We start from the raw sequence: 14,452 nt of genomic DNA, 5'->3' as shown, positions 1-14,452 counted from the left end.
AGCGCTGAGCGAGGCTGCGCAAACAGCGGCGCAGCCTTGGTCAGCGTTCACAGGCGGGACAGCGGTCGGCGGCGCCAACCAGCCGCCCCGACGGGCTTCAGGCGCCGCAGAGCTCGGCGGCAGTCTTGTCGGTGATGTTGGAGCGATCGAAGCCGAATGGCTCGATGGTCTTCAGATGCTCCTCGCTGCCCAGCCACTGCTTGAGCTCGGCATTGACCGCGTCACGCAGCGCCTTGTCCTGCGGACGGAAGGCCAGCGCGCCATAACCGGCACGGGCTGGATCGTCCTTGAAGTCGGCGATGGCCTCGACATCGTCACCGGCCTTGTCCGCCAGCCCCTTCATGGTCAGCTGGGTGCCGATGGCGGCATCGGCGCGACCACCGCGCACGGCCTGCAGCTGCGAGGTGGTATCCGGGACCTGCAGAATCTGCGAATCCTTGATGCCGGCCTTGCGCGCATAACCGAGGTTCACGGTGCCGGACATGATGGCGATCTTCACGTCTGGGTTGTTGGCGATGTCTTCGTAGCTGCGCAGGTTCTTCGGGTTGCCTTCGGCCACCAGCAGGGTGTCGAGCAGGCGGTAGTGCGGATCGGTGAACAGCACCTGCTTGCAGCGTTCAGGCGTGATGTACATGCCCGCTGCGATGAGGTCGAAGCGCCCGGCGCGCAGGCCGGGGATCAGCGAGCCCCACTCGGTCAGTACCGGTTTGATGGTGTCGATCTGCATGCGCTCGAACACCTTGCGCACGATCTCTGGCGATTCGCCGGTGACACTGCCGTCGAGAGCGGTGTAGGCGAAGGGGGTTTCATTGGCGTAGCCGATGCGGACGCTGCTGCTGTCCTTGATGTCTTCCAGGGTATCGGCCTGGGTCAGGCTGGCGAAACCGATGCTGGCCAGGGCGGCGCAGCCGATCAGCAGCCGGCGGGAGCGTGTCGGGATGGTGCTGTTCCTCATGGAGTTTCTCCTGTTCCTTGTAGAGACCCGAGGAATCGGATCGTTATTTGTCTAGGAGGGGCAAACTGCTCGAGCTCAGTTGGGGACTCTTCTGACGACGATGGTGCGGTGAAACCGAGCGACGATAGCTTGGCTCAATCGTCAGGCCGCGCGGGCGGCAAGCCAGGAGGGTACAAAAGCTGGCCATAAAATGGAAATCGGAGGGCATCGGGATCGAATGGAGGCGATCGGAGGGAATGCCGTCTATTCCAGCTGATCGGGCCGGGAGTCGTGGGTAATTGAAAAAACGAAACGGCCCGCCGGTGGCGGGCCGTCCATGCAGTCGCAATGATCGCTAGAAGAAGGTCAGGCCGGCCTGGAAGAGGCGCTCGACGTCGCGAATGTGCTTCTTGTCGACGAGGAACAGGATGACGTGATCGCCGGACTCGATCCGTGTGTCGTCATGGGCGATCAGCACCTGGTCGTCGCGAATCACCGCGCCGATGGTGGTACCCGGGGGCAGCGCGATCTGCTCGATGGGGCGCCCGATCACCTTGCTCGAACGCGGATCGCCGTGGGCGATCACCTCGATGGCTTCGGCCGCGCCACGGCGCAGCGAGTGGGCGCTGACGATGTCGCCGCGGCGTACGTGGGTCAGCAGGGTACCGATGGTGGCGAGCTGCGGGCTGATGGCGATGTCGATCTCGCCACCCTGAACCAGATCGACGTAGGCCGGGTTGTTGATGATGCACATCACCTTACGCGCGCCCAGCCGCTTGGCCAGCAGCGACGACATGATGTTGGCCTCGTCGTCGTTGGTCAGCGCGAGGAACACGTCCGCCTCGCTGATGTTCTCCTCGACCAGCAGGTCGCGGTCGGAAGCGCTGCCCTGCAGGATGATCGTGCTGTCCAGCGTGTCCGACAGGTAGCGACAGCGCGCCGGGTTCATCTCGATGATCTTCACCTGGTAACGGCTCTCGATCGCTTCGGCCAGCCGCTCGCCGATGTGGCCGCCACCGGCGATGACGATGCGCTTGTAGTTCTCGTCGAGCCGGCGCATTTCGCTCATCACCGCGCGGATATGGCCCCTGGCGGCGATGAAGAATACCTCGTCATCGGCCTCGATCACCGTGTCGCCACGGGGCAGGATGGCCTGGTTGCGACGGAAGATGGCGGCCACACGGGTATCGACGTTGGGCATGTGGCGGCGCAGTTGGCGCAGCTCTTGGCCGACCAGCGGCCCGCCGTAGTAGGCGCGCACCGCCACCAGCTGCGCCTTGCCTTCGGCGAAGTCGATTACCTGCAGCGAGCCGGGATGTTCGATCAGGCGCTTGATGTAGTTGGTGACCACCTGTTCCGGGCTGATCAGCACGTCGACCGGAATCGCCTCGTTGGCGAACAGACCGGAGCGCACCAGGTAGGCCGCTTCGCGCACGCGGGCGATCTTGGTCGGCGTATGGAACAGGGTGTAAGCGACCTGGCAGGCGACCATGTTGGTCTCGTCGCTGTTGGTCACCGCCACCAGCATGTCGGCGTCGTCTGCGCCGGCCTGGCGCAGCACCGTCGGAAACGAGCCGCGGCCCTGGATGGTGCGGATGTCCAGGCGATCACCGAGATCGCGCAGGCGGTCGCCGTCGGTGTCGACCACGGTGATGTCGTTGGCTTCGCTGGCGAGGTGTTCGGCGAGGGTGCCGCCGACCTGGCCGGCGCCGAGAATGATGATCTTCACGCGATCACTCCTGAAAGGCGGATGTTTGCCGCCGCTTCCATGTTGGGCCCGCGCGCACTGCGCCGGGGTTTCGACTCACCCACTGACACCACGTGGCTGCGCCGCGATCTTGATCAGCTTGGCATAGTAGAAGCCGTCGTGGCCGCTCTCCTGCGGCAGCAGCTGGCGACCATGCGGCTGCTGCAGGCCGAAGCCGTCCGGGAGGTCCAATTCGCGCGCGCCGGGCGTGCGTTCGAGGAAGGCGCCGATCACCTCACGGTTCTCGGTCGGCAGCACCGAGCAGGTGGCATAGAGCAGGATGCCGCCGACGTCCAGGGTCGGCCACAACGCATCGAGCATTTCGCCCTGCAGCGTGGCAAGGGGGGCAATGTCATCGGCCTGGCGCGTCAGCTTGATGTCCGGATGGCGGCGGATCACGCCGGTGGCCGAACAGGGTGCGTCGAGCAGGATGCGCTGGAACGGCTTGCCGTCCCACCAGCGCTCGGTGGCGCGGGCGTCGTCGGCGACCAGTTCGGCCTGTAAATGCAGACGCTCGAGGTTTTCCCGAACGCGCACCAGACGCTTGGGTTCCAGATCCAGCGCAATCAACCCGGCCAATTGCGGCTCGCGTTCGAGCAGGTGACAGGTCTTGCCACCCGGTGCGCAACAGGCGTCCAGCACACGTTGGCCCGGCGCCAGGTCGAGCAGCGAGGCGGCCAGCTGTGCGGCCTCGTCCTGCACGCTGACCCGCCCTTCGGCAAAGCCCGGCAGCTGATGCACGTCGCACGGCGCAACCAGGCGAATGCCGTCCTCACTGAACTCGCACGGATGGGCGTCGATTCCAGCGGCCTGCAACTCAGCCAGATAGGCGTCGCGGCTGACCTGGCGGCGATTGATCCGCAATATCATCGGCGGATGGGCATTATTGGCCGCGCAGATGGCTTCCCAATGTTCGGGCCAATGCGCCTTGAGCGCCTTCTGCAGCCAGCGCGGATGGGCAACGCGAATCACCGGGTCGTGTTCCAGCTCCGCTAGCATCGCTTCGCCCTCACGCTGGGCGCGGCGCAGCACGGCGTTGAGCAGGCCCTTGGCCCAGGGCTTCTTCAGCTTGTCGACGCAGCCGACGGTTTCGCCGATGGCGGCATGGGCCGGGATGCGGGTATGGAACAGCTGATACAGACCGACCAGCAGAAGGGCTTCGACATCGCGATCGGCTGCCTTGAATGGCTTCTGCAGCAGCTTGTCGGCCAAACCTGCCAGGCGCGGATGCCAGCGCGCGGTGCCGAAGGCCAGGTCCTGGGTCAGGCCGCGGTCGCGCGCGTCCACCTTGCCGAGCACCTCCGGCAGGCTGCTGCCCAGCGAGGCCTTGCCCGAGAGCACGACACTCAGCGCACGGGCTGCGGCCAGGCGCGGGTTCATTGACCGAGCACCAGGCCAGGGGCGAAATGCTCGCGGCGGCTGTTGTACAGGTCGCCGAAGCCAAGCGACTTGCCGCCGGGCAGTTGCAGACGAGTCAGCGACAATGCGCCTTCACCGCAGGCAACGGTCAGCCCTTCCTTGCTCGCTTCGAGAATGCGTCCGGGCTCCCCCTGGCCTTCGCCGAGGCGTGCCGCGTGAATCTTCAGCGTTTCGCCATTCAGCGTGCTGTGGCAGATCGGCCAGGGGTTGAAGGCACGGATCAGCCGCTCCAGCTCGACGGCCGGGCGAGTCCAGTCGATGCGCGCCTCGTCCTTGCTCAGCTTGTGCGCATAGGTGGCGAGGCTATCGTCCTGCACGTCCCCTGTCAGCGCGCCGTTGGCCAGGGCGTCGATCGCCTGCACCACCGCCTGCGCGCCGAGAATGGCGAGACGGTCGTGCAGCGTGCCGCCGGTGTCCTCGGCGGATATTGGCGTATGGACCTTGAGCAGCATCGGCCCGGTGTCGAGGCCCGCCTCCATCTGCATCACGGTGACGCCGGACTCGCTGTCACCGGCCTCGATCGCACGTTGGATCGGCGCGGCACCACGCCAGCGCGGCAACAGCGAGGCATGGCTGTTGATGCAGCCCAGGCGCGGCAGGTCGAGCACCGCTTGCGGCAGGATCAGGCCGTAGGCGACCACCACCATCAGGTCCGCCTGCAGGTCCGCCAATTCCGCCTGCGCCGCCGGGTCACGCAGCGTCTGTGGCTGGAATACCGGAATGTCGTGCTGCACGGCGAGCTGCTTGACCGGGCTGGGCATCAGCTTCTGGCCGCGGCCTGCGGGGCGATCCGGCTGGGTGTAGACGGCGACGATCGACTTGCCCGCGTCGAGCAGGGCTTGCAGATGCTGAGCGGCGAATTCCGGGGTGCCGGCGAAAACGATGCGCAAAGGCTGGGTCATGGGGGGCTCGCTAAGAAAAAGGCTTGCGGCACAGGCTGCTGAAAACTGCTGCGCTCGGTTAATGCTGCGTTAAAACCAGGCTCGGAATGCTCATTTACAACCCGTAAACTCCGCTTCCTCGCCTGTTTTTGCGGGGACGCCTAGTCCTTGCCTAACCTTCGCTCGCGACGTTTTCACTCAGCCTGTATGGCAAGCCTTCGAGGTTCGGGAATCAAGCTTGCTGGCGGTGAATCTTTTCCAGCTTCTTCTTGATCCGGTCGCGCTTGAGGCTGGAGAGATAGTCGACAAACAGTTTGCCGTTGAGGTGATCGCATTCGTGCTGGATGCACACCGCGAGCAGGCCTTCGGCGACCATCTCGTAGGGTTTGCCGTCACGATCCAGCGCCTTGATCCGCACTTTCTGCGGACGGTCGACGTTCTCGTAGAAGCCCGGTACCGACAGGCAGCCTTCCTGGTACTGGTCCATTTCGTCGGTCAGCGATTCGAATTCGGGATTGATGAAGACTCGCGGCTCGGACCGGTCTTCGGACAGGTCCATCACCACCACGCGCTTGTGCACATTGACCTGCGTCGCGGCCAGGCCGATGCCTGGAGCCTCGTACATGGTCTCGAACATGTCGTCGATCAGCTGACGGATCTCGTCATCGACCACATCCACCGGTTTGGCGATGGTGCGCAGCCGCGGATCGGGAAATTCAAGGATGTTCAGAATGGCCATATGCGTTTGTGATGCACTTATGGAATAAAGTCAAAAGCCGCTGCTAAGATGCCGAGCAGCATGGAAAACGGCTTAATGCCGCGATCCAAAAGGGTTCCGCGGCGCTAGGGCGCTTTACGTGAAGGCACATAATAAAGGGATTCACCACATGAGGAAATCACTACTCGCCCTGCTGCTGGTGGCCGTCGGCGGGCTCGCCCAGGCCGCGGTGCAGCTCAAGGACAACCATCCGGAGCGTTATACGGTGGTGAAGGGCGACACACTCTGGGACATTTCCGGCCGCTTCCTCCGCGAGCCGTGGAAATGGCCGGAGCTGTGGCATGCCAACCCGCAGATTGCCAACCCTCATCTGATCTATCCCGGTGACACCCTGAGTCTGGTCTACGTCGACGGCCAGCCGCGTCTGGTGCTCGACCGCGGCGCCTCGCGCGGCACCATCAAACTGTCGCCGACCGTTCGCACCACGCCGATGGCCGAAGCGATCCCGACCATTCCGCTGGAAGCGATCAACAGCTTCCTGCTGAGCAACCGCATCATCGACACCGCCGAGCAGTTCCAGGGTGCGCCCTACATCGTCGCCGGCAACGCCGAGCGGGTGGTCAGCGGCGCGGGCGACCGCATCTACGGCCGCGGCAGCTTCGAAGAAGACATGCCGGCCTACGGCATCTTCCGCCAGGGCAAGACCTACGTCGATCCGGAAACCGGCGAATTTCTCGGTATCAACGCCGATGACATCGGCACCGTGGACATCGTCGAAGTCGAAGGCGATATCGCCACCATGCACCTGACCCGTACCACCCAGGAAGCCCGCATCGGCGATCGTCTGTTCGCCAGCGAGGAGCGTGCGGTCAACTCGACGTTCATGCCCAGCTCGCCTGCGACGGAGGTGGACGGTGTGATTCTCGATGTACCGCGCGGCGTTACCCAGATCGGCCAGTTTGACGTGGTCACCCTGAACAAGGGCGCTCGCGACGGTCTGAAGGACGGCAACGTGCTGGCGGTCTACAAGACCGGCGAAACCGTACGTGACCGCGTGACGGGTGAGAACGTGAAGATTCCGGACGAGCGTTCCGGCCTGCTGATGGTGTTCCGCACCTACGACAAGCTCAGCTACGGCCTGATACTGCAGGCCACCCGCTCACTGGCGGTGAGCGACAAGGTCCGTAACCCCTGAAACAAGAGAGCCCCGCGAATGCGGGGCTTTTTCATGGTGCGCCAGGCATGGCGCGTAGCGCCGTGACTGGCGCTGTCGGGTTCACTGTGGTGGTGAGCCTGGCGACTTGGAGGTGAAAGTCCTCTACACACCCGGCAAGGGGAAGTGTTAGCTGAAGGCAAGGGTGTCGCGGGCGACTGCGAATCTGAAGGAAGCCCGAGGCAAAATGCTGGCCTGACGAACAGGAAGCGGATGAGGCGGCGCAGCGGGGTGAGGTGGCCATAATCGCCAAAGCCCGATACTTGCACGGAACGCTGCGACGTAGATCCGACAGGCATAAGCAGGAAGGTCGCGCGAATTACCCTGGGAGATCTGTACGCTTGCCATTGTGCTACCGATTGTCGAGAGGCGACGGGATGGGCGTGCAGAAGTCAGCCGAGGCCGTAGTAAGTGGCGGTCAACCACGCCATCAAGGGCCGAACAGGTCATGCCGCCAGTAGGCGTCAGCGTCTCGTCGATAACCGAAATGCAGAAATTTCTCCAAGAGAAGACTGTCACCCCGAGTCCCGGCCAGAGGCCGAGGATGACGCCTGACAGCGCAGAGGTATCGGCGGCGTCGGTGACGTGGATGAACGCGGAGCCGGACACGCTGATGGAGCGGGTGCTTGCACCGGCGAATCTCAAGCGTGCGTATCAGCGCGTGGTCAGCAACAAGGGGGCGCCGGGTGCCGATGGCATGACGGTCGCCGACTTGGCAGGCTACGTGAAACAGTATTGGCCCATCCTGAAGGTCAGGCTGCTGGCAGGTGAATACCATCCCCAGGCAGTGCGGGCGGTCGAAATTCCCAAACCGCAGGGCGGTATGCGGCAACTGGGCATTCCCAGTGTCGTGGATCGCCTGATCCAGCAAGCCCTGCTGCAACAGCTCACGCCGATCTTCGATCCGCTGTTCTCGGACTATAGCTACGGCTTCCGTCCGGGCAGAAGCGCTCACCAGGCTGTCGAGATGGCCCGCACCCATGTGGCGGCGGGTCATAGGTGTTGCGTGGAACTCGATCTGGAGAAGTTCTTTGATCGGGTCAACCACGACATCCTGATGTTCTGTGTTGAGCGCCATGTCGAAGACAAACAGGTGCTCAGACTCATCCGCCGTTACCTCGAAGCGGGCGTCATGTCGGACGGGGTTGTCAGCCATCGGCAGGAGGGGGCGCCGCAAGGCGGCCCGCTTTCGCCGCTGCTGTCGAACATCCTGCTCGATGAACTCGACCGTGAGTTGGAGCGGCGAGGCCATCGCTTCGTGCGCTATGCCGATGACGCGAACATTTATGTCCGTAGTCCGCGTGCTGGCGAACGAGTGCTGGCCAGTGTCGAGCGGTTCCTGAATCACCGTCTGAAACTGAGACTGAATCGGGACAAGAGTCGCGTGGCTGGGTCGTGGAAATGCGACTACCTGGGGTATGGGATGAGTTGGCACTCGCTGCCTAGACTGCGAGTGGCAACCATGAGCCTGCGCCGTGTGCGCGACCGTCTCAGGGAACTGCTGCGAGGGGTGCGGGGCCACAAGATGGCGAATGTCATCGAGCGGGTAAACCCGGTGCTGCGAGGCTGGGCAGGCTACTTCAAGCTCAGCCAGAGCAAGCGTCCACTGGAAGAGCTGGATGGCTGGGTCAGGCACAAACTTCGCTGTGTCATCTGGCGGCAATGGAAGCAGCCCTCTACGAGGGCGCGCAACCTGATGCGCCTGGGATTGAGCGAGGAGCGTGCCTGCAAGTCGGCCTTCAATGGCCGAGGCCCGTGGTGGAACTCAGGAGCGCCGCATATGAATCAGGCGCTGCCGAAGAAGCTATGGGACAGACTTGGACTGGTCTCGATACTGGATACGATCAATCGGCTTAACCGCATGGCCTGAACCGCCGTGTACGGAACCGTACGCACGGTGGTGTGGGAGGACGGCGGCCGTGAGGCCGCCTCCTACCCGATCTGCGACAGCACCGCACGGATGCGGTGCAAAGAGACAAGGAGTGTTCGCCATGCCTGCCATTTCCCCTGCCGAACTGGAAGCTCGGCTGCGTCTGCATCTATTGCCCGAACTCGGCCCACGCCGCCTGCGCAAGTTGCTGAGCGCCTTTCCCGATGCCGCTTCGGCGTTGAGCGCGCCGGCCAGTGCCTGGCGGTCGCTGGGATTGCCGTCCAGTTGTGCCGAGCCACGACGCAGCGCCGACATCCGCGAGCGTGCCAGTGCCACCCTTGTCTGGCTGGAGCAGCCGGACCGGCATCTGCTCTGCTGGGACGACCCGAACTACCCCGCCTTGCTGGCTGAACTGCCGGATGCGCCACCGCTACTGTTCATTTCCGGCGATCCCGGCTTGCTCGAGCGACCGCAGCTGGCGATGGTCGGCAGCCGCCGCGCCTCGCGCAATGGTCTGGACAATGCCCGAGCGTTCTCCCGCAGCCTGGCCGGTGCCGGCTTCGTCATCACCAGCGGGCTGGCGCTGGGCATTGATGGCGCCGCGCATCAGGGCGCGCTGGACGCCGGCGGCAAGACCGTCGCGGTGCTCGGTACCGGTCTCGAACGGCTGTATCCGCAGCGTCACGTCGGCCTCGCCCAGCAGATCGTCGACGGAGGCGGTGCGCTGGTGTCCGAGCTGCCACTGGACTGCCCACCGCAGGCGAGCAACTTTCCGCGGCGCAATCGCATCATCAGTGGCCTGTCGCTGGGCGTGCTGGTGGTCGAGGCAAGCCCGTCGAGCGGTTCGCTGATCACCGCGCGACTCGCTGCCGAGCAGGGCCGGGAGGTCTACGCGATCCCCGGTTCGATCCATCATCCCGGCGCCCGAGGCTGCCATCAGCTGATTCGCCAGGGCGCGGCGCTGGTGGAGTCGGTCGAGGATGTGCTCGAAGCCCTGCGTGGCTGGCAGCGCGTCGACTTACCCGACGGCGAAGTCCCGGCGCGGACGCAGCCGGACAATCCGCTGCTACGCGAACTGCTGGCCGCGCCGCGCAGCAGTGAAGCACTGGCCATGGCGCTCGATCAGCCGCTGGGGCAGGTGCTGGCGCAGCTGACCGAACTGGAAGTCGACGGGCTGGTGGCCTGCGACAACGGCTTCTGGACGGTGATCCGGCGCTAGGCGGAGCTGAGCCGCACAGCAGACCTGTCGTGCGCCTGCCGATTCACGCCCTGTTGTTTGCGTGCTCGAAATGCGGGGGGCTGTTGCAGGCTGTTGCGAATCGGCCGCCCAGCCCCCTGCTCGACGGCAGATGCCTTGGGTAAACTGCCGGCTTTTCAGTCAGGCAGAGGTCGGCATGATCGGCGATTGGCGTGTGCAGCAAGTGGCGCGGGTGGTTCGCGCCGGCGGAGTGATCGCCTACCCGACCGAAGCGGTCTGGGGCGTGGGTTGCGACCCATGGGACGAAGAGGCGGTGCTGCGCCTGCTGGCGCTCAAGGAGCGGCCGGTGGAGAAGGGCCTGATCCTGATCGCCGACAGCATCGAGCAGTTCGACTTCCTGCTGGACGATGTGCCCGAGCGCTGGCTTGACCGCCTGGCCGCTACATGGCCGGGGCCGAATACCTGGTTGGTGCCGCATCGCGGCCGCTTGCCGGAGTGGATCACCGGGCGGCACGACAGCGTCGCGCTGCGGGTGACCGATCATCCACTGGTCACGCGGCTGTGTGCGTTGACCGGCCCGCTGGTCTCGACGTCCGCCAACCCTGCCGGCCGTCCAGCAGCGCGCTCGCGGCTGCGGGTCGAGCAGTATTTCCCGCGTCAGCTCGACGCCGTGTTCACCGGCCCGCTGGGTGGGCGACGTAACCCCAGTGTCATTCGCGATCTGCGCACGGGCGAAGTGATTCGTCCGGCCTGAGCCGGCGGTGAACGCACTGTGGGCAGCCGCCGCAGCGTCAGGGCAGCAGAATGGTCGATCCGGTGGTTTCCCCCGCCGCCAGTTTGCGCTGGGCTTCGGCCGCTTCGCTGAGCGGGTAGCGCTGGCCAATCTCGACCTGGATCTTGCTGCTGCCGATCATCTCGAACAATTCATCGGCCATGGCCTGCAGACGTTCCGGCGTGTCGGCGTAACCGGCCAGAGTTGGCCGAGTGACGAACAGCGAGCCCTTCTGCGCCAGCACACCCAGGTTCACCCCCGTGACTGCCCCGGAGGCGTTGCCGAAGCTGACCAGCAGGCCGCGCGGGGCAACGCAGTCCAGCGAGATTTCCCAGCTGCTCTTGCCCACCGAGTCGTAGACCACCGGGCACTTCCTGCCTTCGGTCAGCTCCAGCACGCGCTGCACCACGTCCTCGCGGGTACGATCGATGGTGGCCCAGGCGCCCAGGGCCTTGGCTCGCTCGGCCTTTTCCGCCGAGCCCACCACCCCGATCAACTGTGCGCCGAGTGCGCGCGCCCACTGACAGGCGATCGATCCGACACCGCCGGCGGCGGCATGGAACAGCACCGTCTCGCCGGCCTGCAGCGAGTGGGTCTGGCGCAGCAGGTACTGGCAGGTCAGGCCCTTGAGCATCACGGCGGCAGCCTGCTCGAAGCTGATGGAGTCCGGAAGTTTGACCAGATGTCGAGCCGGCAGCGTGTGGTGTTCCCCGTAGGCGCCGAGCGGGCCGGTGGCATAGGCGACCCGGTCACCCGGCTGCAGGTGCTGCACACCCTCACCCACCGCATCGACCACACCGGCACCCTCGGTGCCCAGCCCGGATGGGAGGCTCGGCGGCTGATACAGACCGCCGCGGAAATAGGTGTCGATGAAGTTCAGGCCGATGGCATGGTTGCGCACCCGCACTTCGCCTGCAGCCGGCGCGCTGAGCGGCATATCGACCTGTTCCAGGACTTCGGGACCGCCGTGCTGGCTGAATTGGATGCGCTGGGACATGTCGGGCTCCTGGTCATTGAAAGAGCGTCTATCCAACCCGCCGGGGCTGCGTTCGTCAATCGGCTGAATGCTATGCTTGCCGGCCGACCCCGTTTCAAAGCACCGCCCAGCCGCGCCTCAAGGGCTGCGTGCGGTCATTCGCAAGGTGATTTCGTGAACCACAGGACCGAAGCCGTCAAAGCCTATCTGCTCGATCTGCAGGATCGCATCTGCGCTGCGCTGGAGGCCGAAGACGGCGGCGCGCGCTTCGCCGAGGACGCCTGGACGCGGCCCGGCGGCGGTGGTGGCCGGACCCGCGTGATCGAGAACGGCGCACTGATCGAAAAGGGCGGGGTGAACTTCTCCCACGTGCATGGCGACAGCCTGCCGCCGTCGGCCAGCGCTCATCGCCCGGAGCTGGCCGGGCGCGGCTTCGAGGCGCTTGGTGTGTCGCTGGTGATCCACCCGCACAATCCGTATGTGCCCACGTCCCACGCCAACGTGCGCTTCTTCATCGCCGAGAAGGAAGGCGAGGAACCGGTCTGGTGGTTCGGCGGCGGCTTCGACCTGACGCCCTACTACGGCGCCGAAGAAGACTGCGTGCACTGGCACCGGGTCGCGCGGGACGCCTGCGCGCCGTTCGGTGCGGATGTCTATCCGCGCTACAAGGAATGGTGCGATCGCTATTTCCACATCAAGCACCGCCATGAGCCGCGCGGGGTCGGCGGGCTGTTCTTCGACGACCTGAACCAGTGGGATTTCGACACCAGTTTCGCCTTCATGCGTGCGGTCGGCGATGCCTACCTCGACGCCTACCTGCCCATCGTCCAGCGGCGCAAGGCTTCGCCATTCGGTGAGCGCGAGCGGCAGTTCCAGCTGCTGCGCCGCGGCCGCTACGTCGAATACAACCTGGTCTATGACCGCGGCACGCTGTTCGGCCTGCAATCGGGCGGGCGTACCGAATCCATCCTGATGTCGCTGCCGCCGCAAGTGGCCTGGGGTTATGACAAGCATCCCGAGCCAGGCACACCGGAAGCGCGCCTGACCGAATACTTCCTGCAGGACCGCGACTGGCTCGCCGAGCAGCCCTGACCTTCGACTGCTATCCGCACCCCACACCGCAAGGATTCACCCATGGACCGCTACGGCGTCTTCGGCAACCCCATCGGCCACAGCAAATCACCGCAGATTCACGCCCTGTTCGCCGCGCAGACTGGCCATGCGCTGTGCTACGAGGCACTGCTGGCGCCGCTGGACGACTTTCCGGGGTTCGCCCGGGCATTTTTCCGGGATGGCCAGGGCGCCAACGTCACCGTGCCGTTCAAGGAACAGGCCTATGGGATGGCCGATCAACTCACCGAGCGCGCCCGCCGTGCCGGTGCGGTGAATACCCTGAAGAAGCTCGAAGACGGCCGCCTGCTCGGTGACAACACCGACGGTGCCGGGCTGGTGAGCGATCTGCTGAACGCCGGTGTAGCGCTGGCGGGCCAGCGCATTTTGCTGCTCGGAGCTGGCGGGGCCGTGCGTGGCGTACTCGAGCCGTTGCTGGCGCAAAAGCCGGCGGCGCTGATCATCGCGAACCGCACGCCGAGCAAGGCCGAACAGCTGGTGCAGGAATTCGCCGAACTGGGGCCGCTGTCCGCCAGCACCTTCGCCGATCTTGCCGAACCGGTTGACCTGATCATCAATGGCACCTCGGCCAGCCTCGGCGGCGAACTGCCACCGCTGGCCGACAGCCTGATCCGGCCAGGTCAGAGCTTCTGCTACGACATGATGTACGCCGCCAGGCCCACGGCGTTCTGCCAGTGGGCGGCAGCGCTGGGTGCGGACACCCGCGACGGGCTCGGCATGCTGGTGGAGCAGGCGGCGGAGGCCTTTGAATTGTGGCGCGGCGTACGCCCGGACACGGCGCCGGTGCTCGCCGAGCTGCGTCGGCAGCTAAGCTAGTGGCCTGTTTGGTAAGTTCAGTTGGTCAATTTCGGCGCCCATGGCCCCGATACTGCGTTGCTGCTCCTCGCCATAGCCCGCTATGACTCGTCGCAGCGCCTTGTCTCGGAACAATGGTCATCCAAACTTGCCTCAACAAACTCACCGCACAGGCCACTAACCGCTGAAGTGAATGCGCTGATGAATGTGCTGGGGGTTTTCCAGTTCATCGACGATGCCGGCGGCGATACGTTGCAATTCCCGATAGGGATTGGCGTCACCCTTGCCAGCCGCTTCGGCCAGCGCCTCGATGGTCAGCTGGTTACCGGCTGACGGCGCGTCTACCAGCGTCCAGCGCAGCGGATGGCTGACCAGTCGTTGCAGTGCAGCCTCGACCTCCGGCTGCAGCTCGATCGCCGGGAAATCGGCAATCAGCAGCAGGCGCTCGACCTTGGCGCGCTCCAGACCGAGCAACAGCGCCTCCACCGCCTGGTAGAAATCGCGCTGGGGCGACTCCCCGGTAACCGTATCGGCACCCGGCAGACGCGGCGTCTGAAACAGGCAGACCACCGCATCCATCCCGGCCACGCTCTCGCTGACGCTCACTGCATCGAACGGATCGCCCGGCTTGGTCCGCAGACCTGGCCGGGCGGCTATCGAATTGAGGTCGTCGAGCAATGCCACGGCCTCATGCTGGCGGCTGAGCAGCTCCACCAGCAGCGCACTGCCAAGGTCGTCATGCGCGCCGTACAGGGCGAACTTCAACCGCGGCGTTTCGGCATTGAGCATGACGGCTGC

At 65.0% G+C, this 14,452-nt stretch carries 13 protein-coding genes; 6 read left to right on the top strand and 7 right to left on the bottom strand.

Features of this window, described 5'->3' with window-relative positions; all coding sequences use genetic code 11:
• Positions 1-97: 97 nt before the first annotated feature.
• From ehuB to def, 5 genes are all read right to left on the bottom strand, one after another.
• Entirely contained in the window at positions 98-955 is an 858-nt protein-coding gene (ehuB, locus tag F753_RS43405; protein ID WP_023446435.1) for an ectoine/hydroxyectoine ABC transporter substrate-binding protein EhuB, read from the bottom strand.
• Positions 956-1,289: 334 nt separating this feature from the next.
• On the bottom strand, positions 1,290-2,663 hold the full coding sequence (trkA, locus tag F753_RS43400; RefSeq protein WP_014818504.1) for a Trk system potassium transporter TrkA: 1,374 nt from the start codon (positions 2,661-2,663) through the stop codon (positions 1,290-1,292).
• 75 nt (positions 2,664-2,738) lie between these two features.
• The gene (gene rsmB / locus F753_RS43395; RefSeq protein ID WP_023446434.1) at positions 2,739-4,061 is read right to left on the bottom strand and encodes a 16S rRNA (cytosine(967)-C(5))-methyltransferase RsmB; all 1,323 of its coding nucleotides are present in this window, start codon (positions 4,059-4,061) and stop codon (positions 2,739-2,741) included.
• On the bottom strand, positions 4,058-5,002 hold the full coding sequence (gene fmt, locus F753_RS43390) for a methionyl-tRNA formyltransferase (RefSeq protein ID WP_023446433.1): 945 nt from the start codon (positions 5,000-5,002) through the stop codon (positions 4,058-4,060). Before fmt ends, rsmB begins: the two co-directional genes overlap by 4 nt.
• Positions 5,003-5,213: 211 nt before the next feature.
• Positions 5,214-5,720 carry a peptide deformylase gene (gene def / locus F753_RS43385; RefSeq protein WP_014818507.1) on the bottom strand — a complete coding sequence of 169 codons (507 nt, stop codon included), beginning with the start codon at positions 5,718-5,720 and terminating at the stop codon, positions 5,214-5,216.
• 148 nt (positions 5,721-5,868) lie between these two features.
• Between def and F753_RS43380 the strand changes: the two genes are divergently transcribed.
• The 4 genes from F753_RS43380 to tsaC all read left to right on the top strand — a co-directional run bounded on the left by F753_RS43380 (position 5,869) and on the right by tsaC (position 10,734).
• On the top strand, positions 5,869-6,894 hold the full coding sequence (locus F753_RS43380) for a LysM peptidoglycan-binding domain-containing protein (RefSeq protein ID WP_014818508.1): 1,026 nt from the start codon (positions 5,869-5,871) through the stop codon (positions 6,892-6,894).
• Positions 6,895-7,360: 466 nt separating this feature from the next.
• Positions 7,361-8,782 (top strand): group II intron reverse transcriptase/maturase, encoded by a 1,422-nt coding sequence (gene ltrA, locus F753_RS43375; RefSeq protein WP_017517123.1) that lies wholly within the window; start codon positions 7,361-7,363, stop codon positions 8,780-8,782.
• A 121-nt stretch (positions 8,783-8,903) separates the two neighbouring features.
• Positions 8,904-10,001: a DNA-processing protein DprA gene (gene dprA / locus F753_RS43370; protein WP_023446432.1), complete on the top strand. Its 1,098-nt coding sequence runs from the start codon at positions 8,904-8,906 to the stop codon at positions 9,999-10,001.
• 175 nt (positions 10,002-10,176) lie between these two features.
• Positions 10,177-10,734 (top strand): L-threonylcarbamoyladenylate synthase type 1 TsaC, encoded by a 558-nt coding sequence (gene tsaC, locus F753_RS43365; protein ID WP_023446431.1) that lies wholly within the window; start codon positions 10,177-10,179, stop codon positions 10,732-10,734.
• 37 nt (positions 10,735-10,771) lie between these two features.
• Here the strand turns inward: tsaC and F753_RS43360 are convergent, their stop codons facing one another.
• Positions 10,772-11,749 carry an NADPH:quinone reductase gene (locus tag F753_RS43360; RefSeq protein WP_023446430.1) on the bottom strand — a complete coding sequence of 326 codons (978 nt, stop codon included), beginning with the start codon at positions 11,747-11,749 and terminating at the stop codon, positions 10,772-10,774.
• A gap of 153 nt (positions 11,750-11,902) precedes the next feature.
• On the opposite strand from F753_RS43360, the gene hemF reads away from it, so the two are divergent.
• Both hemF and aroE read left to right on the top strand, forming a co-directional pair.
• Positions 11,903-12,820 (top strand): oxygen-dependent coproporphyrinogen oxidase, encoded by a 918-nt coding sequence (gene hemF / locus F753_RS43355; protein ID WP_023446429.1) that lies wholly within the window; start codon positions 11,903-11,905, stop codon positions 12,818-12,820.
• A 42-nt stretch (positions 12,821-12,862) separates the two neighbouring features.
• The gene (gene aroE / locus F753_RS43350; protein ID WP_014818513.1) at positions 12,863-13,675 is read left to right on the top strand and encodes a shikimate dehydrogenase; all 813 of its coding nucleotides are present in this window, start codon (positions 12,863-12,865) and stop codon (positions 13,673-13,675) included.
• 156 nt (positions 13,676-13,831) lie between these two features.
• Here aroE and F753_RS43345 read toward each other — a convergent pair whose 3' ends face one another.
• On the bottom strand, positions 13,832-14,443 hold the full coding sequence (locus F753_RS43345) for an NAD(P)-dependent oxidoreductase (protein ID WP_023446428.1): 612 nt from the start codon (positions 14,441-14,443) through the stop codon (positions 13,832-13,834).
• Positions 14,444-14,452 lie beyond the last annotated feature (9 nt).

This window comes from Stutzerimonas chloritidismutans AW-1 (genome assembly GCF_000495915.1).
Classification (GTDB): Bacteria; Pseudomonadota; Gammaproteobacteria; order Pseudomonadales; family Pseudomonadaceae; genus Stutzerimonas; species Stutzerimonas chloritidismutans.
This window is presented reverse-complemented; position numbering and strand designations above follow the sequence as displayed.

Bases quoted from the DNA above. Each gene is read 5' to 3' on its own strand.
- rsmB (WP_023446434.1), bottom strand. From the start codon at position 4,061: ATGAACCCGCGCCTGGCCGCAGCCCGTGCGCTGAGTGTCGTGCTCTCG.
- def (WP_014818507.1), bottom strand. From the start codon at position 5,720: ATGGCCATTCTGAACATCCTTGAATTTCCCGATCCGCGGCTGCGCACC.
- ltrA (WP_017517123.1), top strand. From the start codon at position 7,361: ATGCCGCCAGTAGGCGTCAGCGTCTCGTCGATAACCGAAATGCAGAAA.
- F753_RS43360 (WP_023446430.1), bottom strand. From the start codon at position 11,749: ATGTCCCAGCGCATCCAATTCAGCCAGCACGGCGGTCCCGAAGTCCTG.
- dprA (WP_023446432.1), top strand. From the start codon at position 8,904: ATGCCTGCCATTTCCCCTGCCGAACTGGAAGCTCGGCTGCGTCTGCAT.
- fmt (WP_023446433.1), bottom strand. From the start codon at position 5,002: ATGACCCAGCCTTTGCGCATCGTTTTCGCCGGCACCCCGGAATTCGCC.
- aroE (WP_014818513.1), top strand. From the start codon at position 12,863: ATGGACCGCTACGGCGTCTTCGGCAACCCCATCGGCCACAGCAAATCA.
- ehuB (WP_023446435.1), bottom strand. From the start codon at position 955: ATGAGGAACAGCACCATCCCGACACGCTCCCGCCGGCTGCTGATCGGC.
- F753_RS43345 (WP_023446428.1), bottom strand. From the start codon at position 14,443: ATGCTCAATGCCGAAACGCCGCGGTTGAAGTTCGCCCTGTACGGCGCG.
- F753_RS43380 (WP_014818508.1), top strand. From the start codon at position 5,869: ATGAGGAAATCACTACTCGCCCTGCTGCTGGTGGCCGTCGGCGGGCTC.
- tsaC (WP_023446431.1), top strand. From the start codon at position 10,177: ATGATCGGCGATTGGCGTGTGCAGCAAGTGGCGCGGGTGGTTCGCGCC.